Raw genomic sequence first — 20,073 nt, 5'->3', positions numbered from 1 at the left:
CTCTACAACTCGCTCGGGACGCTGTTCTTTCTGCCGCTGCTCACCGCGGTCGGTGTCACCCCTGCCGTCCGCAAGGAGATCGACGCCGGCTCACTGCCGGCGATCCAGCCGTTGTTCGGATCACGGCTGTGGCGCTGGATGTGCGCGCCTACTCCGTGGCTGCGTGGTGCTCGCTTCGGCGTTGTCACGCTGGCGGTGCTCGGCCCGCTCGACGTGCTCGGTGTCGTCTTGCTTGCCAGGAACGGCGCCGCCGCACCGCATTTCGTGATGTTCCAGGTGCTGTTCGCCGTCCTGCTCGGCGCGGTCGTGGCACCGCTGTGCGCCCTCGCCGCCATGTGCGACCAGCCGGGGGACGCGGCGCGCTGACCGGCATGGTCCGCGGTCAACCGGGCATCGACGCTGCATGAAGCGCAAGGGCGACGAAGACGAGGTCAGTTTCGCCGGCGACCAGGCGACCACCCGGGGCGAGTACGTCGGGCGAGCCGGGGCGGATGAGTCCGGTGACGCCGGCCAGTCCGGTGCGGAGCGCCGCGCCGAGGCCGAGGATGAACGGGCCGAGGAGCCGTCGAGCCGCCGCTAGTGCGTCAGCGCTTCGGGATCCTGGGGTTCGTGACGCCCCAGTAGATGAGGCGGATCATGGCCTCGCGGACGTCGGCGAACGGGATGTCCCACGCCTCGAAGCCGCCCTGATGGCCCGCCATCTGGGGGAGCAGGCCGATCAGCGCACCGGCCATCGCCATCGGATCGATGTCGTCCTCGCCGCGGACCTTCGTCATCTCGGCGGCCAGCGCCTTCGTCATGCCGTTGAGGATCAGCACCCGCAGGTGACGGAACCGGCGGTCGCCCTCCGTTGAGAGCAGGTCGACGACCCGAAGGGTCGGCCGGTGGCTGCGGTAGAACTCGAGGAAGCCGTCGACGAGCTGCTCCGCACTGGTGACGCCCGCGCTGCCACTCCACGGCCGACCCGCGATGAGCTCGACGAGCTGCTGGCCGTCCTCGACGGCCTGCTCCGCGACCGCCAGCAGGACGGTTTCGAGGTCGACGAAGTACTGGTAGAAGGTCGCCGGCGACGTGCCGGCCGCCCTGGTGATGTCCGTCACCTTCAGATCGCGGTACGACGACGATGCCAGCAGATCGATCGTGCAGTCGACCAGCTTCTTGCGGGTGGCGAGCCCGCGGCGCCCGGGTACCCGCCCGTCCACCGCGCGCAGCGGGGCGTTTCGCGACGTCCGCGCGGGTTTTGACGAGGCGTCAGTTTTCGCCATGGCCGCGATCGTAAACGCTCGCCGTCTCACTCATGTGACGCGGCGGAGAGGAACGGTGGCGGTTCGCCGCCGCCGTGGACGGCGAGGCTCGCCCCCGTCACGAAGCGGGCGTCCGGCGAGGCGAGGTACAGGCAGGCGGCCGCGACATCTGCCGGGGTGGCGAGTCGCTGCATCGGCACGGTCGCGGCGACGCGGGCGATCCCGGCCTCGTCGCCGTAGAACAGACCCGCCTGCTCGGTCTCCAGATAGCCGACCATCACCTCGTTGACCCGCACCTGCGGCGCCCACTCCATCGCGAGGGTCGCGGTGAGGTTGGCCAGGCCCGCCTTGGCAGCGCCGTACGCCGAGCTCCCGGGGGACGGGCGGTGTCCGGACAGGCTGCCGATGTTGATGATCGAGCCGCCGTCGGGTTGCGCCGCCATGACCGGGTACGCCGCCTGCGCGACGTAGAGCGGCGCGAGCAGGTTGAGCGCGAGGACCTTCGACACGAAGTTCGGTGACGCGTCCGCGGCCGGCGCCGGGGGAGCCCCGCCGGCGTTGTTGACCACGACGTCGAGCCGGCCCCACTCGGCGACGGCGGTCTGCACGACAGCCGCGGCCGCCTGCGGGTCGCGCAGGTCGGCCGCCACGAAGTGTCCGATCGGCGCCGTCGGTTCACTGCGGGCGCAGACCAGGACGTGTGCACCCGCCTCGCTGAAGGCCTCGGCGATGCCGCGGCCGAGACCTTTCGTGCCGCCGGTCACGACGACCACGCGCCCCGCAAGCTCGACCGCCACGAGATATATGGTTGCACCGAATCTGACGACCCATCAGAAATGGCGCTCTGTGGCTATCACTACGTCGGTCAGCGACCACGTCGCGGAGATCGTCGTCGACGCTCCCCCCGTCAACGCGTTGACCGTTGCCGGGTGGTTCGAGCTTGCTGACGCGATCGCCGCCGCGGGGCGGGACCGCGACGTCCACGCGGTCGTCCTGGCGGCCGAAGGCAAGGGCTTCAACGCGGGCGTCGACATCAAGGAAATGCAGTCGACCGACGGCTTCGACGCGCTGCTCGGCGCCAATCACGGATGCGCGGCGGCGTTCGGCGCCGTCTACGACTGCCCGGTCCCGGTCGTGGCTGCGGTCAACGGCTTCTGCCTCGGTGGCGGCATCGGGCTGGTCGGCAACGCCGACGTGATCGTCGCCTCCGACGACGCGACGTTCGGCCTGCCCGAGGTGAAGCAGGGCGCGCTCGGTGCGGCCACTCATCTGTCCCGCCTCGTGCCGCAGCACAAGATGCGTCACATGGTCTACACCGCCGAGCGCGCCACCGCGCAGGAGCTTGCGGCGTACGGGTCGGTGTTGAAAGTGGTGCCCCGCGACGAGCTGCGCGCTGCGGCTCGTGAGGTCGCGTTGCAGATCGCGGCGATCGACCCCATCGTCATGCGCGCGGCGAAGGCCTCGCTCAACGGCATCGACCCGGTCGACGTGAAGCGCTCCTACCGCTACGAGCAGGGCTTCACCTTCGAGCTCAACCTCTCCGGCGTCTCGGACAAGGCGCGCGACTCGTTCGTCGAGAAGCGTGACGCCTGGGAGAAGCCGAAGGATGCCTGACAAGCGGACGACGATCGAGGAGATCGTCGGCGAGCTTCGCGACGGGATGACGATCGGGATCGGCGGCTGGGGGTCGCGCCGCAAGCCGATGTCCGTCGTACGCGCGATGCTGCGGTCGTCGCTGAAGGACCTCACGATCGTGTCGTACGGCGGTCCCGACGTCGGCCTGCTGTGCGCGGCCGGCATGGTGCGCAGGGTCGTGTTCGCCTTCGTGTCGCTGGACTCGATCGCCCTCGAACCACACTTCCGGCTCGCCCGCCAGGCGGGAACTGTCGACGCGCTCGAGCTCGACGAGGGCATGTTCCTGCTCGGGCTGCAGGCGGCGGCGTGGCGGGTGCCGTTTTTGCCTACCCGGGTCGGGCTCGGGTCGGACGTCGTCGCGAAGCAGCCCGAGATCAAGACCGTCGTCTCGCCGTACGCCGACGGTGAAGAGCTCGTCGCGATGCCGGCACTGACCCTCGACGTCGCGCTGATCCACCAGAACCGCGCCGACGCCGCGGGCAACGCCCAGTTCCTCGGGCCGGACCTGTACTTCGACGATTTGATGTGCCAGGCGGCGGCGCGGTCGTTCGTCAGCTGCGAGCGGCTCGTCCCGACCGCCGAGTTCGCGAGCTTCGGGTCGCACCACACGCAGCGGATCAGCCGGTTGTGGACCGACGGCGTCGTGGAGACGCCGAACGGTGCGCACTTCACGTCGTGCACGCCGGACTACGAGCGCGACGAGTTCTTCCAGAAGGAGTACGCCGCAAGCGCCACCTCCGCAGAGGCCTGGCAGCAGTGGCGCGCCGACTGGGTGGACATCAGTGAGGCCGACTATCAGCGCAAGGTGGCGGCGCGATGAGCGGGGCCCGCGAGATCACCCGAGCGGACATCTGCTGCGTCGCCGTGGCGGAGTGCTTCCGCGGTGACGGCGAGATCGTGGCGAACCCGATCGGCACCATCCCGCGCATCGGCGGTCTGCTGGCTCGCCGTTCGTTCGAGCCCGACCTGGTCATGACCGACGGCGAGGCGATGCTCACCGACGCGACTGGCGTGGTCGAGGCGTGGAACCCCTACCGGTCGATGTTCGACATCGTCTGGTCCGGTCGCCGGCACGTGATGATGGGCGGCTCGCAGCTGGACCGGCACGGCAACCACAACTTCGCCGCGATCGGTGAGATGAAGCGGCCGAAGTCCCAGCTGCTCGGCTTCCGCGGTGCGCCTGGCAACACCGTGAACAACGTGACGTCGTACTGGGTGCCCAACCACTCGACTCGGGTGTTCGTCGAGGCGGTCGACGTCGTGACCGGGGTCGGCTACGACCGCGCCGCGGCCGCCGGTCCGGGCGCGACTCGCTATCACGGCCTTCGCCACGTCGTGACCAACCTCTGCGTGCTCGACTTCGAAACTGCCGAGCACCGGATGCGGCTGCGCTCGGTGCACCCCGGGGTGTCGGTCGAGGAGGTCGTGGCGGCGACCGGGTTCGAGCTCGTCGTCCCCGACGACGTACCGATCTCGCGCGAACCGACCGCGCAGGAGCTCGACATCATCGACGAGCTCGACCCGCGCGGCGACCGCAACAAGGAAGTCCCGGCCGCCTGATGGCCGCGCAGGTGCATCCCGCGCTGACGACCCGGTTCACCGACCTGGTCGGCGTCCGCTACCCCATCGTGCAGACCGGCATGGGGTGGGTGGCGACCCCGCAGCTGGCCGCCGCGACGTCGGCGGCGGGTGGGCTCGGGATCCTCGCGGCGGCGACGATCTCGTTCGAGGAGCTCGAGCTCGCCGTCAAAGAGGTGCGCTCGCGCACCGACGCGCCGTTCGGCGTCAACATGCGCGCCGACCAGCCCGACGTCGGCGACCGGGTCGAGCTGCTGATCCGCGAGGGCGTGCGGGTCGCGTCGTTCGCGATGGCGCCGAAGCAGGACCTCATCGCGCGGCTGCAGGACGGCGGCGTACTCGTCATGCCGTCGATCGGGGCGAAGCGGCACGCCGAGAAGGTCGTGGACTGGGGCGTCGACGCGGTGCTCGTGCAGGGCGGCGAGGGTGGCGGCCACACCGGCTCGGTCCCGACCTCGCTGCTGCTACCGCAGGTGGTCGACGCCGTCGGCGACCAGGTGCCGGTGGTCGCGGCCGGCGGGTACTTCGACGGGCGCGGGCTCGTCGCGGCCCTTGCCTACGGCGCCAGCGGCATCGCGATGGGGACCCGGTTCTTGCTGACCAGTGACTCGCCCGTCCCCGAGGCGGTCAAGCAGGTGTACCTGTCGAAGTCGGTCGCCGAGACGGTCGTGACCAGGCAGGTCGACGGCGTACCGCACCGGGTGTTGCGCAGCGACCTGGTCGACGCGCTCGAGTCGTCCTCGACGTTGCGCCGTTTCGTGGGCGCGTTCCGCAACGCCGCGCGGTTCCGCAAGGACGCCGGGGTGACGTGGCGCGCGATGGTTCGCGAAGGTGCCGCAATGCGCAAGACCCAGGAGCTGACCTGGAGCCAGGTGTTGATGGCCGGCAACACGCCGATGCTGCTGCGCGCGGCGATGGTGGACGGCCGGGTGGATCTCGGCGTGATGGCCAGCGGCCAGGTGGTCGGGATGATCGAGGACCTGCCCAGCTGCGCCGACCTCATCGACCGGGTGGTCGCCGAGGCCTCCGACGTCCTTGCCCGCCTCACCTGAGCGCATGTGCCGTCCGCCCACTTCATTGGGGCGCGCGAGTTGCCGATCATGAGTCGGTGAGGACCCGTTCAGTCGTAGCGCTGGTGCTGTTCGCCGGCCTCGCCGCTGGCTGCGGCGGCAGCAAGGAGCCGACCGGCCACGCGCTCGCCGCGAAGGCGTGCCAGTCCGCCGGTCAGCAGGCCGCGGACTACGCCGCGGAAGCGGCCGCAGCCAACTCGGCATACGCCACCCTCGCCGCCGACGAGAAGGCCGCCGCTGCTCAGGAGTCGCAGGTCGGCGCGGCGGCAGGGCTAGGTACCGGCGCGGCGGCGCAGCTGCTGACCGGCCAGGGCGCCGGGTTCAAGGTGATCACCGACTGCGCGACGCTGGGTCTGCCGGTCACCCACTGACTTCTATCAGGGGTTGAGCAGGTCGGGGCGTGACGCCTCGACCATCCGGCGCATGCCGTCCCGCCAGTGCACCGTTGAGTGGCCGACCAGCTCGTGCATCCGGTCGAGGTTGACGCGCCCGCTCGCCAGCGAGTGCTCGGACACCGACCGTCGGGGCGTGATGCCGGTCAGCTCACCGAGATAGTCCGTCCACTCCTCGACGCTGACCTGCTCGTCGCCTGCCCAGTTGACGGTGGTCGGCGGTACGCCGGCGATCTCGAACAGTCGCGGAACCATCGCCACGATGTCGTCGGAATGGATCGGCTGGAAGACGTTGGGCTGCACCTCGTGCAAGGCGACGTCCTGACCCGCCGTCATCTGCGCGAGATGGAACATCGGCCAGCCCCAGCCGTCGCCGTACGGGACGTTCAGCCGCGCGATCGTGGTGGGCAGGCCGTAACGCTTTGCGCCGTGACGTGCCGCCGCCTCGGCGGCGATCTTGCAGATCGAGTACGTCTCCAGGTAGTACGCGCGGTGGTTGTCGCCGAGCGGCGAGTCCTCGTGGGCCTCGGTGTGCGGGTGCGGCTCGTAGACCGCCGACGTCGAGCAGTGCAGGAACGCGGTCGCGGCGGCGTAGCGCTCCATGAGCAGCGACAGGCCGCCGACGTTGCCGTCGAGATCGACCGGCCACTTGCCGCTCTTCATCACGGCGAAGTGCGCCACGTAGTCGACCTGCTCCGGCAGCTGCGACAGGTCGCCCTTCACCAGATCGAGGAAGACCGGCGTCACGCCGCGCGCCTCGAACGGCTCGCGGGTTGCCGGGTCCTTCCAGCGGGCCGCGCCGAACACTTCGTTGTCCTCGGCGAGGGCAAGCGCGACCGGTTTGGCGACCTCGCTGGTGACTCCGGTGACGAGGATTCGCTTCCCGCGCAGGCCGGTCATGGCGCGACCGCTGCGAAGTCGTGGAACCCGCTAGGTGCATGCCGGCCCATCGTGCCGTGCTCGAACAGACCCCATCCGATGTCGCCGCCGATCCTCGCCCGCCCGACGTGGTCGACGACGCCCCACGGCGTACGACCGGCGACCGCAGGATCGGTGAAGTCGTACGTCGCGCCCTCTAGCCAGTCCCGGCCGCGCCACGAGCCGTGCGCCCAGTCCGGGTCGCCGCCGTAGCCGCAGCCGACGTGCAGCGGCACGTGACCGAGGCAGTCGACCTCCATCGTGAGCGGGCTGCCGTCCGGTTCGGTCATCGCGATCGTGGCGCCCTGCGGGATCCGGGTGCCCGACTCGTAGTGGATCTTCACCCGCGGCCATCCCAGCTGGTCGACCGAGCCGTCGGGATGGACGCGTACCGCGTCGTTGAGGGTGCGGTGGCCGTTGCCGTCCTCCTGCGCGATCAGCACGATCGCGTAGTCGTCGAACCTCACCGGGACATACAGCCACCAGAAGCCGAAGTCCGCCGCGCCCTCGATCGGCTTGCCTGCCGGTTCGGCCTCGCCGATCGGGCGGATGCCCCAGGACCGGTCGCGGGAACCGACCCATGTGTCGGGCGCGACCCGCAGGGTGTCGCCCGCGACGCGGATCTCGCCTTCCCACGTGCCGAGCTGGGCGAACCGCCAGGTGTCGAGGATCGGGCGGATGCCGGTCCGCAGCAGATGCCGTTCCTCGTCGATCGCCGGGAATGATCCCCGCCAGGTGAGGTCGAAGCCGATACCGGCGTGGTCCGCGTCGCACACCAGCCGGATCTGCTGCAACGGCTCGACCACCTCGATCCGGTACGGTCCGACCGCCAAGCTCATCCGCTCGTCGTCGAGCGCGTCGGACATGCGTACGACGTGCTGCAGATCGCCGCGGCGTACCACTACGTAGGCGTCCTTCACGCCGAGCTGCGGGTAGATGCCGGCTCCGGTGATGAGGAAGACCTCGCCGGTGCGGTCGTGAGCGTTGAAGTAGCAGCGGTCGTAGAAGTTGCGGTCACTGCTGGCGACGTATCGCATCGACAGCGGCGTCTGGTGCAGCGGGTATTCGTCGAGCGCGACCGGCATGGTGGCGTCTCCCTAGTCGGTGATGTCGTCGAGCAGTGACTCGAGATGGACGCTGTTGCGGATCAGCTCGTCGACGTTGGCCGGCATCTCGATCTCGCCGAAGTGTGCTTGGCGGGCACCCGTCCGCAGGAACACGACCCCCCACTGCACCGCGCAATAGAGCATGAAGAAGCGCAGGTTGCGCGGCGCGTGGCCGGTGAGCGACTCGTACTTCGCCGCTACGTCGGCGGGCTGCAGGAAACCCGGCATCCCGGGCAGCCCGAGCATCGTCGTGATGTCCTGGAAGACCCGGTGGGCGTAGACCAGCCAGGCGACATCCAGCTCACGCGGAGCGAGGCCGGCCATCTCCCAGTCGAGCAGTGCGGCGGGGTGGAAGTCGTCGTAGAGCACGTTGCCGATGCGGGCGTCGCCCCACGACAGCACGGCCGGCCCTTCGTCGGCGGGCCAGTTCGCCTCCAGCCAGCGCAACGTCCGCTCCACCAGCTCCGAGCGGGTGCCGCCGTCGCGCGCCATGTCGTACCAGGACTTGGTGTAGGCGAAGTGCCGTCGCAGGTGGGTGTCGCCGGCGGTGTCGCGCTCCAGGAACGGCAGACGGGAAGGCGCGTCCGTGATGTCGTGAAGCGCCGCGATGGCCTCCACCGTCGAGTCCTGCAGCCGCTGCTGCTGGTCGGGGGTGGCGTCGTAGAGCCAGTTGTCGCCGAACGGATACGGCATGACGTCCGGCGGGACGAGCCCGTCGACCCGGCTCATCACGAACATCGGCGCACCCATCGCCGCGCCGGTGGGCTCGCACCACCAGGGACGCGGGACCGGCACCTTCGTGAGGGAGGCGACCGAGCGGATGACGTCGTACTGAGCCTGTAGGTCGTACTTCGGGAAGACGGGTACGTCGGTGAGCGCGGGGGCGATTCTCGCGACGAGACGCTCGTCGTGCGGGCCGTCGCCGTCGCTCCAGCGGGCCCGGAACAGCACGGTGTCGCTGGACATGCCGTTTGCCTCGGAGCCTTCGAGGTCGCAGACGGTGACGTCCGCGGCGCCGGTGAGCTGGGTCGCGATCCAGCTCTCGAGGCTGCGGCGTACCTGCTCGGGATCGCGGCTCGAGACCTTCATGGTGATGTGCTCGATCTCGACCGGTTCGGTCATCGGATCACGCCCCCTTCGCCGGCCGCAGCGCCGCCGTGACGACCCGCGCCACGGATTCGGCGAACTCCTCGGCGTTGTCTGCGCCTTCGTTCAGCGCGCGGGTGAACAGCGCGCCGAGCATCACGTCGAACAGGGCGTCGCTGGACACGATCGGCGTACGCCCGCTCTGCTCGAGGTAAGCGTCGAACGACCGCCGCATCGGGAAGAAGCTGCGTTCCATCGACTGCCGCCACAGCTCGGGGTGGATCTGGTACTCCACGAGCAGGCCGGGGATCGCGGCGCGGATCGGGGGATCGGCGAGATAGCTGAGGATCTGTAGGCAGTACGGCTGCAGGTCGGTGATGACGTCCCCGGTGATCGGCTGCGGGGCGAGCAGGCCGCTCGGGAAGACCGCCTCCTCGATCAGCTCGGCCTTGCTCGACCAGCGCCGGTAGACACTCGGCGCGCTGACGCCCGCCCGACGGGCGATTGCCTGGATGGTGGTTGCCTGGTAGCCGTCCTCGACGAGCAGCTCGAGAGTGGCGGCGCGGATGGCGTCGTCGACGCGCGGATCGCGTGGGCGCCCGACGCGGGCCGGCTCCTCGGCCGGTTCGTCGGACCCGGCGGGTTCGACGTGCTGAGCCTGGCCCGGCCCTGTTCGCCAAGACACCGCCGCAACGTATTACGTTCCGTGCTGTAACGCAACGCTAGAACAGTGAGGCGCCTTCGATCGCGAGGAGCCGGGACTTGGTGGTCACGCCGCCACGTGCCGAGAACCCGCCGAGCTTGCCGCCGGCGGCCAGCACCCGATGGCACGGCACGATCAGTGGCACCGGGTTCGCCCCCAGCGCCTGCCCTACCTCTCGCGCCGCGTGCGGGCTGCCGATCCGGCTTGCGATCTCGCCGTAGGTAATGGTGTCGCCGGGTCCGACAGTGCGAGCGACGGTGTAGACCTCCCGGCGAAAGGCGCTGACGCCGGCGAGATCCAGCTCGACATCGCGCAGCGCGTCGGGCGTGCCGGCGAGAAGCGCCGTGATGCCGTCGATCGCGCGGCGCGCGGCCGGGGTCGGTGGTGCCGGACACGCGCCGGGCCAGTAGCGGTCAATGCGAGATCTCGTCGCCTCGGCGCTCGCCTCCGGGAGCTGGACGCCGCACACTCCCGCGTCGCTCCAGACGATGCCGCAGTCACCGATCGCGGTCGAGAACACGCTCATCCCCACGCCGTCCATGCTGCCGCCTGCCACCGACAGGTTTTCCGCCCGCAGGCCGCAGAATTGCCCGATGCAATCGATCCCCGAGATCCGGTACGCCCGCAGCGGTGACGTGCACATCGCCTTCCAGAGTTGGGGCAGTGGCCCAGCGCTGGTCGGCGTACCGCCGTTCGTCCAGAACATCGAGGCGCTGTGGGCTGACCCGACCGGGCTCTACCCCCGCTTCTTGCAGCGGTTCGGTGACTTCGCGACCGTCACCCATTTCGACAAGCGGGGCAGCGGCCTGTCAGATCGCGGCAGCGGCTTCCACAGCATCGAAGAGCGGATCGACGACATCCGCGCCGTCATGGACGCGGTGGGGCTGGAACGCGCCTCCCTCGGCGGGATCTCAGAGGGCGGTCCGATGGCGATGATGTTCGCCGCGACGTACCCGGAACGGGTCGACAAGCTGTTGCTCATCGGCACCGGCGCCCGGTTCACCCAGGCACCCGACTACCCGCACGGCCTGGATGCGGCGACGTTCGACCTGTTGACGGCGGACGCGGTGGACAAGTGGGCGACGCCGGACTCGCTGCTCACTCCGATGTGGATGCCGAGCCTCGCCGACGACGCCGGCTTCCGCAGGTGGGTGACCGGCTACGAGCGCGCCAGCGCGAGCCCCGGCGCAGTCCGCGACGCGTTCGCCTACATCCGCGACATCGACGTACGCAGTGTCTTGTCCTCGATCAGCGCACCAACTCTGGTCATCCATCGCAGCGACGAGCTCATCGTCGACGTGGCGCACGGTCGTTACCTCGCCGAACACATCGAGGGGGCGGAGTTGGTGGAGCTGGCCGGCTTCGACCACGTGCCGTGGGTCGGCGACGCCGAGCCGGTCATCGCGGCGGCCGAGCGCTTCCTCACCGGGAAAGTAGGGGTCTCACAGGTCGCGGAGCGGATGCTCGCCACGGTGCTGTTCACCGACATCGTCGACTCGACCCGACGCGCGACCGAGCTCGGTGACGCCACCTGGCGGCAGCTGCTCGACCGGCACGACCGGCTGATCCGCGAGGAGATCGAACGGCACGGCGGTACGCCGGTGAAGTCGACGGGCGACGGGTTCCTTGCGACGTTCGACATCCCGAGCCGTGGCGTGCGGGCCGCGCAGACGATGATGGCGGCGACCGCCGAGGCCGGGATCCCGATCCGGGCCGGGCTGCACGCGGGCGAGATCGAACGTCGTGGTGATGACATCGCCGGTCTCGCGGTGCACGTCGCCGCGCGTGTGGCGGCGGCGGCCGGCGCCGGCGAGGTGCTCGTCTCCAGCACGGTGCGTGACCTGGTGCTCGGCGGCGGGTTCTCCCTGACCGATCGAGGAGCCCACACGCTCAAGGGCGTCGACGGCACCTGGGTGCTGCTCGCCGTCGACGCCGTCTGACGCCGCCGCTTCGCCCGAAGTAGCACACTAAGTGCTGAGATCTGTCCCGCCGTACGCCTCGTGTCCGTTTCCGAGGTGACGTTGTGTGCTACTTCGGGCAAGGCGGCTGCGCAGGAACTCGCGCTCGACCTCGTTGTCGGTGAGCGCAATCGCGGACTCGTACGCCGCGGCCGCTTCGCGGGTGCGGCCGAGCCGGGCGAGCATGTCCGCCTTGGCGGCCGGTAGGTAGGCGTAGCCGCGCAGCGCAGGCGCTGTCTCGATCTGGGCGAGCGCGTCGAGCCCGGCCTGCGGGCCTCGGGCGAGGCTCACCGCGACGGCGCGGTTGAGTGCCACGACCGGCGACGGCCAGAGCTCGCACAACGCGTCGTAGAGCCGCACGACCTCGTCCCAGTCGGTGTCCTCCCAGGTCGTCGCCCTCGCATGGACCGCCGCGATCGCCGCCTGGAGCGCGTAGCGGTCGGGGCGGCCACTGTTGATCGACTGCGCGACCAGCGCGAGACCTTCACCGATTGCGGCAGCGTTCCACTGCGTCCGGTCCTGGGCTTCCAGCAGGACGAGGCGACCGGTCCGGTCGGTGCGTGCGGGGCGACGCGCGTCGGTCAACAGGATCAGCGCCAGCAGACCGCTCACGCCCGGATCGCCCGGCAGCAGACCGTTCAGCATCCGGGCAAGGTCCGTGGCGCGGCTCACGAGGTCGCCGCGGACGAGGCGTTCACCCGCCGGGGCGGTGTGGCCGGTCGTGAAGAGCAGGTGTACGACGGCGAGCACCGCGCTCAGCCGCTCCGGCAGTTCCTCGGGCGGTGGCACGCGGTAGGGGATCTTGGCCGCACTGATCTTCTTCTTCGCCCGGGTGATCCGCGCCGCCATCGTCGGCTCGGTCACGAGGAACGCGCGCGCCACCTCGGCCGTCGTCAGGCCGCACAGCAGGCGCAAGGTGAGCGCTACCTGTGACTCCTGCGCCAGCGCCGGGTGGCAGCAGGTGAAGATCAGGCGAAGCCGGTCGTCGGGAATCTCCGCGCCGTATTCGGACTCTGCCGGGTCGGGGCCGGTGCCGTCTTCGACGAGCAGCGGCATGCGTTGCTGAAAGCGGGCGTCGCGGCGCAGCACGTCGGTGGCGCGGCGTCGGGCGACGGTGGTGAGCCACGCACCCGGCTTGGCGGGTACGCCCTCGCGCGCCCAGGCTTCGAGGGCCTTGGCGTAGGCGTCCTGCACGCACTCCTCGGCCAGGTCGATGTTTCGGGCGACGCGCACCGTCGCGGCGACCACGAAGGCCCACTCACGACGATGCGCGTCGGCGACGGCGACGGCGACGTCGACCGGGTCGGTCACGAAATGGGAGACCTCAGCCGAAGACGCGAATCGGCCGGATCTCGATGCAGCCGAACTTCGCCGGGATGTCCTTCGCGATGGCGATGGCCTCGTCGAGGTCGGCAGCCTCGACGAGGTAGTAGCCGCCCAGAGCTTCCTTCGTCTCGGCGAACGGGCCGTCGGTGACCGTGAAGTCGTTGCCGCTGGGCCGTACGACCGTGGCGGTCGTGGTGGGCTCCAGCGCGTTGCCGCCGGCGATCGCCGACTGGTGCTTGTTCCAGAACTCGTTGTGGCCGCCCATGATCTCGTTCAGCGTGGCCTCGTCGGCGGTCGCGAAGCTGGCCTCGCTTTCGTAGACCAGCATCAGGTACTGCGACATGGAGATGTCCTCTCGCTCAGCGGTCCGCGCTCCCGGACCTACATCATGACGACGCTCGGCGTAACGCAGAATCGACAGCGTGACCGAAGAGATCTGGCGCCAGGCGCAAGAGGTGAAGGTCGCTTCGGGTGAGACCTCGCTGGCAGCGTGGTTCCTGCTGCCCGAGGGCCCGGGGCCGCATCCGTGCGTCGTGATGGGTCAGGGCTTCTCGATGACGCGTCACGACGGTTTCGCGCCGTACGCCGAAGCGTTTGTCGCGGCGGGCGTGGCGGTGCTCGCGTTCGACTATCGCTACTTCGGGGACTCCGGCGGCCAGCCTCGGCAGAAGTTCGCCATGCGGGCGCAGCGCGCCGACTGGCGGGCGATGGTCGGGTTCGCGCGCGCCGACGAGCGGATCGACGCGGCGCGGGTCGTGGCCTGGGGGTTCTCCTTCGGCGGAGGCTTCGCGGTCGAGCTGGCGGCCGGCGACCCGGCGCTGGCCGCCGTGATCGCGGTTTGCCCGTTCGTCGACGGGGTGGCCCGCGCGCTGGGTACGCCGCCGTCGGTGAGCGCCTGGATCGTGCCGCGCGCTGTCGCCAGCCTGGCCGGCAGCGGGGTGCTCATCCCCGTCGCGGCCGAGCCGGGAGGGCGTGCTGCGCTGACCAAGCCCGGTGAGCTCGCCGGGTTCAGGGCATGCGCGCCGCAGGAGTCGACCTGGCGCAACGAGGTCACCCCGGGCATCTTCCTGCTGGTTGCCACCTTCCGGCCGGTCGCGAAGGCTCGTCGCGTCCAGCAGCCGCTGTGGGTGGGCCTTGCCGACAGCGACGTGACGACTTCCAACAAGGCGGTCGAGAAGCTCGCGGAGCGCGCGCCTCGCGGCGAGCTGCACCGCTACGACGGGGACCACTTCGCGCTGCTGAAGCGCCCGCTCGCCGCGCAGGTCGCGGCCGACCAGGTGGCCTTCCTCGGGACCGCCGGGATCCTCACGCCGTAGCGGCGCCTAACCTTTTCGCGTGGTCTCCGAGATCTTCGACGCCGGTGCGTGGGACGTCGTACCCGGCTTCGACTTCGCCGACATCACCTACCACCGGGCGCGGGCGTCCGGCACGGTCCGGGTCGCCTTCAACCGGCCAGAGGTCCGCAACGCGTTCCGGCCCTCGACCGTCGACGAGCTCTACGCCGCACTCGACCACGCGCGGATGTCCGCCGACGTCGGCTGCGTCCTGATCACCGGCAACGGGCCGTCGCCGAAGGACGGCGGCTGGGCGTTCTGCTCAGGCGGTGACCAGCGCATCCGCGGCCGAGATGGCTACAAGTACGCCGAAGGCGACTCCGCCGACACGATCGACCCGGCGCGGTCGGGGCGGCTTCACATCCTCGAGGTGCAACGACTGGTCCGGTTCATGCCGAAGGTGGTGATCGCCGTCGTACCAGGCTGGGCGGCCGGCGGCGGCCACAGCCTGCACGTCGTGTGCGACCTGACGATCGCCAGCCGGCAGCACGCGAAGTTCAAGCAGACCGACGCCAAGGTCGCCAGTTTCGACGGGGGGTTCGGATCGGCGTACCTCGCTCGACAAGTGGGTCAGAAGTTCGCGCGCGAGATCTTCTTCCTCGGTGAGGAGTACTCCGCCGAGGACGCGCATCGCATGGGCATGGTCAACGCGGTCGTCGACCATGCCGACCTCGAGCGCGTCGCCCTCGAATGGGCCGCAAAGGTCAACGCGATGAGCCCTATGGGGATCCGGATGCTGAAGTACGCGTTCAACGCGATCGACGACGGGCTGGTCGGTCAGCAGCTGTTCGCGGGCGAGGCGACCCGGCTCGGCTACATGACGGACGAAGCGGCCGAGGGTCGCGACGCGTTCCTACAGCGGCGTGACCCCGACTGGTCGAACTACCCCTGGTACTACTGACCCGCGCGTTGTTACGGACTGCGCTCGACCTGCGATCTCCCTGGTAGCTGACGGATTCGTCGCGAGGAGGGGGAGCGTGGCATCGGCGATCGCGCCTGACGTCCTGCCGGAGTTCACCGGGCGGTGGTCACGGCCGCACCTGTCGGCGAAGGCACGAGGCGCGGCGGCGAGGCGGGCCGGGTTCGCGGCCTGCCGGCTGCCGATCGTCGCGCCCTTCGTGATGATGGCGCCCGAGGTCGTGTCCGGGCTGCGGGGCCGGCCGGAAGCGGTCGCGCATCTGTCGAGCTCCGGCCCTGACGTCTTCGGCAACGCCGCCTTCATCTGTTTCGTGTTGATGGTGCTCGTCACCCCGGTGGCCACCGTGACGGGCTGGCGATGGCATGTGCCGCTTCGCCGTACCTACGGGCTCGGGATGTTCGCGATCGCGCTCACGGATCTCGTGACTGCCGCGATCGTGACCGGCAACCGGTTCCCCGGCGGCTTCATGACGCGGGTGACGGGTCACACGTTCCTCGCGGTGGGCACGCTTGCGACGTTGCTGTGCGTCCCGCTCGCGCTGACGGCGAACCACCGGGCGCAACGAGCGCTCGGCAAGTACTGGAAGCAGGTTCATCGCATCACCTACGTGGTGTGGCTGGCCATCGTCGTCCACCTGCTGTTGCTGTTCGGGTTTCACGGTCCGACGGTCGCGGCGATCGAGGTCAGTGCACCGTTGGCGGCGTTGCGGCTGCCTCAGCTGCGACGGTGGTACGCCGCCTCGCGTCGCGCGCAGACCCACCGGCTCGCGCGCTCCGCGACCGTGGTCGTCGCCATGGCGCTGGTCGGCTACGGGCTGGAGCCGTTCGTGCACAACCTCGTGGTCAGCGGCGTCCAGGCCTTCGTGCAACGGCCGGTCGACTGATGACGGCAGCCTCGTCCGCGATCGGCTGGCCGGCGATCGGACGTCGGGCCGACACGGTCGACGTGGCGCCCAAGCCCCTCACCCGCCAGGACCGCGCTCGCCGGATCATGCTCGGGGTCGCCACCGCCATCGCGGTGGTGGTGGCGTTCGCGACGGCGCAGCAGGTCGCGGCTCACGGCTGGCGCGCGTTCGTGTTCCGAGCGCCCGGCGTGGGAGGTACGCCGGCTCGCGCCGACTCCGCTGCGCACCCCGCGGCTGCTGGTGCGCCAGCCGCTGCGACCGATGCCGCCGACGGAAGCCGCCCGCTGCCGGCGTACCACCCGCACCGGCCCGCCGACGCGCCGGCGGTCGCTACGCTTCACGACGCCGGGCCGCGGCAGCGATGGGCGCCCGCGGTCGCCGCAGCCGCGCGGTCGACGTCGCGACGGCCCGGCAATGCGGTGGGAGTACCGGTGATCCACGTCGCGGCAACTGCGCCGCCTGCGTCTTCCTCGCTGAGCGCGTCGACCGGCGGTGAGCCACCCGCGGTGGTCGCTGCCCCCACGTCGTCGCCCGTCCCGCCGCCGGCTCGTTCCGTCGGCGGGCCGGCGGGCGGTGGCGCCGAGGCGGGGGAGCCGCCGCTGCCGCCGCCCCCGCCGCGCCGGCCACCACCGCCCGGTGGGCGGCCTCGGCCGTACCCGGTCGGCGACTAGGCCGACGTTGCCGCGACCAGCCGGCGGTCGGGCCGGTTCACGAACCGCATCCAGGCGCCCGACACATGGGCGAAAGGCACTCCGAGGGGCGTCGCGCCCACGGCAGTCGCGACCGGACTCGGCCGGCGCAACACGCACGCGAGACGCGCGGTCGCAACCCGGGTTCGGGTGATCGGAAGCCGCCACTGGCGGTAGCGATTCAGCGCATCGGCGATCGAAGGTTCGCGCAGGGCGATGGCGAGTGCGACGCCGTCCTCGATCGACGTACAAGCGCCTTGACCGATGCAGGGCAGCATCGGATGCGCGGCATCGCCTATGGCGACCGTCCGGTCGCCGATCATGCGCCGAGTCGGCCGGCGGTCGCGAGCCAGCCACTGCCCGAGCGCCCCGGTCGGGGTCAGTGCCGCGACGTCCCTGACCAGCGGGTCGTCGTCACCGGCGGCTCGGGCCAGCACCTCGTCCACCGTCGCGTCGAGGGGCAGGCTCGGCTCCTCGACGAACCAGCACAGCTCGCCGTCGGGCTGCCGCCAGATGCCGTAGAAGCGACGGGCGCTGAGGGAGACGGCTCCGCCGCCGGGCTCGATCAACTCGCCCCCGGTCGGGATGATCGCCTGCCACACCGCCCACGGCTTGCCGGCCCGCTGTTGCTGGTCGACGTCCGGTCGCAGTCGTGATCCGACGCCGTCCGCGGCGACGACGAGATCCGCGCCGGCTTCGAGCAGGTCGTCGGCGCGCGTCACCGCCGAGTCGAACCGGACGGTGTCACGGGCGAGGAGCTCGTGGATGACCCGCACCAGCCGGCCGCGCTCGACGTTGAGGTGAGGTAGGCCCGATGCCGGCATCGGCATCACGGCCCGGTGCCGGCCGCCGGCTCGGAAGTTGATGTGGTCGTAGGGCTCGCCCGGGATCTCGACGCCCAACTGGGTGAGCAGCGTTCCGGCGTTCGTCCAGAGGTTGAGTCCGAAGCCGCCGGTGCGCAGCGCGTCGGCCTGCTCGTAGACGCGCACCTCGTGGCCGTCCCGCTGTAGGGCCAGCGCCGCGGTGAGTCCGGCCACGCCGGCGCCCACCACGGCGATCCGCATTCGGTCATCATGTCGTCATGCGCAAGATGATCGTGCTGCTCGCGGCCGTGATGCCCACCACACTCGTCGTACCCTCCGCGGCGGCGTCGCCGTCGACTGGTCGCGATGCGGTTGCGGCTCCGGTCGGTCGGCTCGCCTACGTCACCTCGTCCGGCGAGCTCGACCTGGTCACCGTCGACGCCGACGGATCTGTCGCGTCGTCGCAGTCGATCGGCCCGGTCACCACCCCGGCCGGCGGCACCGCGACCGTGTACGGGCCGTTGGCCTCCCCCGGCGGCGGGTGGCTGGCGTGGACCGAGCAGGACAAGGTGGGGTCGCACTTCTCGTCGTGGATCGTGATGCGGCCCGGCGGCGACGGTACGCCGGTGAAGATCAACACCAGCAAGAACGACGCGGCACCCGTCGGCTTCGTCGGCCAACGACTCGTCGTCAGCAACCTCGACGGCAAGGCGTGGGTGGTGGCGACCAACGGGACCCACCCGGTGCTTCGGCTCGTGGCCAGCTCGCGCGACGACTCGACGTTCTGGGGCACCGATCCGGCCGGCATCGTCTACCAGCGTGGGTTCGGGTTGCCGGGCAAGCCGGTACGGATCGATCTGCTCAGCCTGCGCGGCCGTTCGACCCCCCTGCACACCTTCCCCGGGTCGATGTTCAAGGGTAGGCGCGCGCCGCTCGAGCAGGGCTGGGTCGATCCCGACGGCCGCAAGGTCATCTTCGAGCAGGGCGACCACACCGACTTCGGTGGGGTCGGGCCGATCTCCGAGGCGTACTCGATCTCCGGCCTTCACGCGTCGAAGTCGGTGTCGCTCGGACACCCCGGTGCGGCGTCGCCGATCCAGCGCATGGAGGGGCTGTCGTTCGCGGCCGACACGCCGTACGCAATTTGGGCGACGACGGAGTCGCAGACGCCCGCCGGTTCGGTCTACGTCGACGACGGCCACGGCTGGCAGCTGTATGCGTCCGACTCGCTCGTCGTCGCGGGAAGCCGATCAGGGGCCGTGATCACGCAGCCGGCGAAGTACGTCGACGCCGGCTTGGACTTCCCGGCGTACAACGTGCAGCCAACCGGTGATGCCGTGTTGCACGTCGACGACACGACGCCGACCGTGCCGATCCAGGCGACCGCGATGGTCTGGCTGGACTAGAGGTATCCGGCCAGGCGGGTCGCCTCAGCGCGCAGGTCGCGGGCTCGCTGCTCCTGGCCGCTGCCGTCGTAGCCGTCCGCGGCCTCGCGTCGCTCGGCGATCTCGGTCCCGATGATCGCGCGGATGTCGTCCTCGGTGAGCGACAGTCTGGCGACCTCTCGGGTGCCGGTACCGCGCGGACTCGCTTCGATCGACACGCCCTTGAGGTCGTCGGCGTCGAGCGGCGGGGCCTGGGCGTTGTCGATTGCGGCGATCGTCGCCCGCAGGACTCGGACAGCGGCCAGGTCGCGCTCTCGCATCGCCGCCGTGAGGTCCGACGTCAGACGGTCACGAAGCTTCGACGTCATGGGTGAATCGTGACAGGACCGACCGGGCCCGTCCCCGGGTTTTGGTTGCGCGCCGCGACCCACCAACCGGCGCGTGCCTCAGGCAGTCTGGCTGGTGTGAGACGACACCTGAGCCGGATGACGATGCTGGCGTTGGCGGTGGGTCTCGCCGGGTGCTCGTCAGCCAGCTCGCCGCAGCCCGCGCCGACAGTCACGGTCACGTCAGCAGCGGGCCCCGCTCATCGCGCGGCGCTCGGCCCGGCGCTGCGGCAGTTGAGGAAGGCGATCGAGCGGGAGGGCTTCTCGGTCACCGACGCGGCCCTGCACGCCGGCGCGAACTACTGGCCGGGCCTGCAGCCAGTCGTCGTGTCACAGCACCCCGACGAGCCCTGCTTCAACGTGTTCTTCCTCGCGCACGGCCGCTACGTCGGCCGGGACTCCCGCGGCTGCCATCTCGGCGTACAGGTCGCGTGGGGCGACGGGCACGAGGTAGCCGTCACCTACGCGCACTACGCGCGGCGCGACCCCGTGTGCTGTCCGAGCCGCAACCCGATCCTCGTCCGCTACGCGGTGTCCGCGAGCGGCGTTCGACGAGCGAGTCAGCAGCCGCCCCCTTCGCGGTGATCTTGACGCTTTCGGCCTCATGAGGTCCGCATCAGGCCGAAAGCGTCAAGAT

25 protein-coding genes are annotated in these 20,073 nt (G+C 70.5%); 14 read left to right on the top strand and 11 right to left on the bottom strand.

Annotated elements, in window-relative coordinates:
• Window positions 1-366, top strand: a 366-nt coding sequence (locus VG899_01310) for a hypothetical protein (protein HWA64992.1), incomplete at its 5' end; no start/stop codon positions are given.
• Between the two features lie 37 nt (window positions 367-403).
• Window positions 404-580 carry a hypothetical protein gene (locus VG899_01305; GenBank protein ID HWA64991.1) on the top strand — a complete coding sequence of 59 codons (177 nt, stop codon included), beginning with the start codon at window positions 404-406 and terminating at the stop codon, window positions 578-580.
• A gap of 4 nt (window positions 581-584) precedes the next feature.
• Here the strand turns inward: VG899_01305 and VG899_01300 are convergent, their stop codons facing one another.
• Both VG899_01300 and VG899_01295 read right to left on the bottom strand, forming a co-directional pair.
• Complete coding sequence (locus VG899_01300; protein ID HWA64990.1) at window positions 585-1,265, bottom strand: TetR family transcriptional regulator; 681 nt, start codon at window positions 1,263-1,265, stop codon at window positions 585-587.
• 26 nt (window positions 1,266-1,291) lie between these two features.
• Window positions 1,292-2,041, bottom strand: coding sequence for an SDR family oxidoreductase (locus tag VG899_01295; GenBank protein ID HWA64989.1), 750 nt, complete (start codon window positions 2,039-2,041; stop codon window positions 1,292-1,294).
• Between the two features lie 49 nt (window positions 2,042-2,090).
• Between VG899_01295 and VG899_01290 the strand changes: the two genes are divergently transcribed.
• From VG899_01290 to VG899_01270, 5 genes are read left to right on the top strand one after another with little or no spacing between them, the layout of a single operon-like run.
• Entirely contained in the window at window positions 2,091-2,858 is a 768-nt protein-coding gene (locus tag VG899_01290) for an enoyl-CoA hydratase family protein (protein HWA64988.1), read from the top strand.
• Entirely contained in the window at window positions 2,851-3,699 is an 849-nt protein-coding gene (locus VG899_01285; GenBank protein ID HWA64987.1) for a CoA-transferase, read from the top strand. Before VG899_01290 ends, VG899_01285 begins: the two co-directional genes overlap by 8 nt.
• A complete protein-coding gene (locus tag VG899_01280; protein HWA64986.1) occupies window positions 3,696-4,439 on the top strand; it encodes a CoA-transferase in 744 nt (247 codons plus the stop codon). Before VG899_01285 ends, VG899_01280 begins: the two co-directional genes overlap by 4 nt.
• Window positions 4,439-5,509 (top strand): nitronate monooxygenase family protein, encoded by a 1,071-nt coding sequence (locus tag VG899_01275; protein HWA64985.1) that lies wholly within the window; start codon window positions 4,439-4,441, stop codon window positions 5,507-5,509. Before VG899_01280 ends, VG899_01275 begins: the two co-directional genes overlap by 1 nt.
• Window positions 5,510-5,565: 56 nt before the next feature.
• Window positions 5,566-5,898 carry a hypothetical protein gene (locus tag VG899_01270; protein ID HWA64984.1) on the top strand — a complete coding sequence of 111 codons (333 nt, stop codon included), beginning with the start codon at window positions 5,566-5,568 and terminating at the stop codon, window positions 5,896-5,898.
• 6 nt (window positions 5,899-5,904) lie between these two features.
• On the opposite strand, the gene VG899_01265 is transcribed toward VG899_01270, so the two are convergent.
• Genes VG899_01265 through VG899_01245 form a run of 5 tightly spaced genes read right to left on the bottom strand, consistent with a single transcriptional unit; the run spans window position 5,905 to window position 10,273 of the window.
• Window positions 5,905-6,819, bottom strand: coding sequence for an NAD(P)-dependent oxidoreductase (locus tag VG899_01265; protein ID HWA64983.1), 915 nt, complete (start codon window positions 6,817-6,819; stop codon window positions 5,905-5,907).
• Entirely contained in the window at window positions 6,816-7,922 is a 1,107-nt protein-coding gene (locus VG899_01260) for a hypothetical protein (protein HWA64982.1), read from the bottom strand. The genes VG899_01265 and VG899_01260 overlap by 4 nt, the downstream gene beginning before the upstream one ends.
• Before the next feature lie 12 nt (window positions 7,923-7,934).
• Window positions 7,935-9,065 (bottom strand): phosphotransferase family protein, encoded by a 1,131-nt coding sequence (locus VG899_01255; protein HWA64981.1) that lies wholly within the window; start codon window positions 9,063-9,065, stop codon window positions 7,935-7,937.
• A 4-nt stretch (window positions 9,066-9,069) separates the two neighbouring features.
• Window positions 9,070-9,714, bottom strand: a complete 645-nt coding sequence (locus VG899_01250; protein HWA64980.1) for a TetR/AcrR family transcriptional regulator — start codon at window positions 9,712-9,714, stop codon at window positions 9,070-9,072.
• Between the two features lie 37 nt (window positions 9,715-9,751).
• Window positions 9,752-10,273: a methylated-DNA--[protein]-cysteine S-methyltransferase gene (locus tag VG899_01245; protein ID HWA64979.1), complete on the bottom strand. Its 522-nt coding sequence runs from the start codon at window positions 10,271-10,273 to the stop codon at window positions 9,752-9,754.
• A 52-nt stretch (window positions 10,274-10,325) separates the two neighbouring features.
• On the opposite strand from VG899_01245, the gene VG899_01240 reads away from it, so the two are divergent.
• The gene (locus VG899_01240) at window positions 10,326-11,672 is read left to right on the top strand and encodes an alpha/beta fold hydrolase (protein ID HWA64978.1); all 1,347 of its coding nucleotides are present in this window, start codon (window positions 10,326-10,328) and stop codon (window positions 11,670-11,672) included.
• Window positions 11,673-11,699: 27 nt separating this feature from the next.
• Here the strand turns inward: VG899_01240 and VG899_01235 are convergent, their stop codons facing one another.
• Together VG899_01235 and VG899_01230 are read right to left on the bottom strand one after the other, a co-directional pair.
• A complete protein-coding gene (locus tag VG899_01235; GenBank protein HWA64977.1) occupies window positions 11,700-13,001 on the bottom strand; it encodes a sigma-70 family RNA polymerase sigma factor in 1,302 nt (433 codons plus the stop codon).
• A gap of 13 nt (window positions 13,002-13,014) precedes the next feature.
• Window positions 13,015-13,359 carry a YciI family protein gene (locus VG899_01230; protein ID HWA64976.1) on the bottom strand — a complete coding sequence of 115 codons (345 nt, stop codon included), beginning with the start codon at window positions 13,357-13,359 and terminating at the stop codon, window positions 13,015-13,017.
• Window positions 13,360-13,438: 79 nt separating this feature from the next.
• Between VG899_01230 and VG899_01225 the strand changes: the two genes are divergently transcribed.
• From VG899_01225 to VG899_01210, 4 genes are all read left to right on the top strand, one after another.
• A complete protein-coding gene (locus VG899_01225) occupies window positions 13,439-14,332 on the top strand; it encodes an alpha/beta fold hydrolase (protein ID HWA64975.1) in 894 nt (297 codons plus the stop codon).
• Window positions 14,333-14,351: 19 nt separating this feature from the next.
• Window positions 14,352-15,251 carry a 1,4-dihydroxy-2-naphthoyl-CoA synthase gene (locus VG899_01220; GenBank protein ID HWA64974.1) on the top strand — a complete coding sequence of 300 codons (900 nt, stop codon included), beginning with the start codon at window positions 14,352-14,354 and terminating at the stop codon, window positions 15,249-15,251.
• A 76-nt stretch (window positions 15,252-15,327) separates the two neighbouring features.
• Window positions 15,328-16,152, top strand: coding sequence for a ferric reductase-like transmembrane domain-containing protein (locus VG899_01215; GenBank protein ID HWA64973.1), 825 nt, complete (start codon window positions 15,328-15,330; stop codon window positions 16,150-16,152).
• A complete protein-coding gene (locus tag VG899_01210) occupies window positions 16,152-16,844 on the top strand; it encodes a hypothetical protein (GenBank protein HWA64972.1) in 693 nt (230 codons plus the stop codon). Before VG899_01215 ends, VG899_01210 begins: the two co-directional genes overlap by 1 nt.
• Here the strand turns inward: VG899_01210 and VG899_01205 are convergent.
• Window positions 16,841-17,926 (bottom strand): NAD(P)/FAD-dependent oxidoreductase, encoded by a 1,086-nt coding sequence (locus VG899_01205; protein HWA64971.1) that lies wholly within the window; start codon window positions 17,924-17,926, stop codon window positions 16,841-16,843. The genes VG899_01210 and VG899_01205 overlap by 4 nt on opposite strands.
• 17 nt (window positions 17,927-17,943) lie before the next feature.
• Here VG899_01205 and VG899_01200 point away from each other — a divergent pair, with 17 nt between their 5' ends.
• A complete protein-coding gene (locus tag VG899_01200) occupies window positions 17,944-19,071 on the top strand; it encodes a hypothetical protein (protein ID HWA64970.1) in 1,128 nt (375 codons plus the stop codon).
• Here VG899_01200 and VG899_01195 read toward each other — a convergent pair.
• The gene (locus tag VG899_01195) at window positions 19,068-19,418 is read right to left on the bottom strand and encodes a hypothetical protein (protein ID HWA64969.1); all 351 of its coding nucleotides are present in this window, start codon (window positions 19,416-19,418) and stop codon (window positions 19,068-19,070) included. The genes VG899_01200 and VG899_01195 overlap by 4 nt on opposite strands.
• 96 nt (window positions 19,419-19,514) lie before the next feature.
• Between VG899_01195 and VG899_01190 the strand changes: the two genes are divergently transcribed.
• A complete protein-coding gene (locus tag VG899_01190) occupies window positions 19,515-20,021 on the top strand; it encodes an LppP/LprE family lipoprotein (GenBank protein ID HWA64968.1) in 507 nt (168 codons plus the stop codon).
• Window positions 20,022-20,073 lie beyond the last annotated feature (52 nt).

It is taken from the genome of Mycobacteriales bacterium (assembly GCA_035550055.1).
Taxonomy (GTDB): Bacteria; Actinomycetota; Actinomycetes; order JAFAQI01; family JAFAQI01; genus DASZTV01.
This window is presented reverse-complemented; position numbering and strand designations above follow the sequence as displayed.

What these genes read in the sequence shown, in the direction of transcription:
- VG899_01280 (HWA64986.1), top strand. Translation starts at nt 3,696, where the DNA reads ATGAGCGGGGCCCGCGAGATCACCCGAGCGGACATCTGCTGCGTCGCC.
- VG899_01210 (HWA64972.1), top strand. Translation starts at nt 16,152, where the DNA reads ATGACGGCAGCCTCGTCCGCGATCGGCTGGCCGGCGATCGGACGTCGG.
- VG899_01245 (HWA64979.1), bottom strand. Translation starts at nt 10,273, where the DNA reads ATGGACGGCGTGGGGATGAGCGTGTTCTCGACCGCGATCGGTGACTGC.
- VG899_01305 (HWA64991.1), top strand. Translation starts at nt 404, where the DNA reads ATGAAGCGCAAGGGCGACGAAGACGAGGTCAGTTTCGCCGGCGACCAG.
- VG899_01265 (HWA64983.1), bottom strand. Translation starts at nt 6,819, where the DNA reads ATGACCGGCCTGCGCGGGAAGCGAATCCTCGTCACCGGAGTCACCAGC.
- VG899_01230 (HWA64976.1), bottom strand. Translation starts at nt 13,359, where the DNA reads ATGTCGCAGTACCTGATGCTGGTCTACGAAAGCGAGGCCAGCTTCGCG.
- VG899_01285 (HWA64987.1), top strand. Translation starts at nt 2,851, where the DNA reads ATGCCTGACAAGCGGACGACGATCGAGGAGATCGTCGGCGAGCTTCGC.
- VG899_01255 (HWA64981.1), bottom strand. Translation starts at nt 9,065, where the DNA reads ATGACCGAACCGGTCGAGATCGAGCACATCACCATGAAGGTCTCGAGC.
- VG899_01300 (HWA64990.1), bottom strand. Translation starts at nt 1,265, where the DNA reads ATGGCGAAAACTGACGCCTCGTCAAAACCCGCGCGGACGTCGCGAAAC.
- VG899_01240 (HWA64978.1), top strand. Translation starts at nt 10,326, where the DNA reads ATGCAATCGATCCCCGAGATCCGGTACGCCCGCAGCGGTGACGTGCAC.
- VG899_01260 (HWA64982.1), bottom strand. Translation starts at nt 7,922, where the DNA reads ATGCCGGTCGCGCTCGACGAATACCCGCTGCACCAGACGCCGCTGTCG.
- VG899_01195 (HWA64969.1), bottom strand. Translation starts at nt 19,418, where the DNA reads ATGACGTCGAAGCTTCGTGACCGTCTGACGTCGGACCTCACGGCGGCG.
- VG899_01205 (HWA64971.1), bottom strand. Translation starts at nt 17,926, where the DNA reads ATGCGGATCGCCGTGGTGGGCGCCGGCGTGGCCGGACTCACCGCGGCG.
- VG899_01200 (HWA64970.1), top strand. Translation starts at nt 17,944, where the DNA reads ATGCGCAAGATGATCGTGCTGCTCGCGGCCGTGATGCCCACCACACTC.
- VG899_01275 (HWA64985.1), top strand. Translation starts at nt 4,439, where the DNA reads ATGGCCGCGCAGGTGCATCCCGCGCTGACGACCCGGTTCACCGACCTG.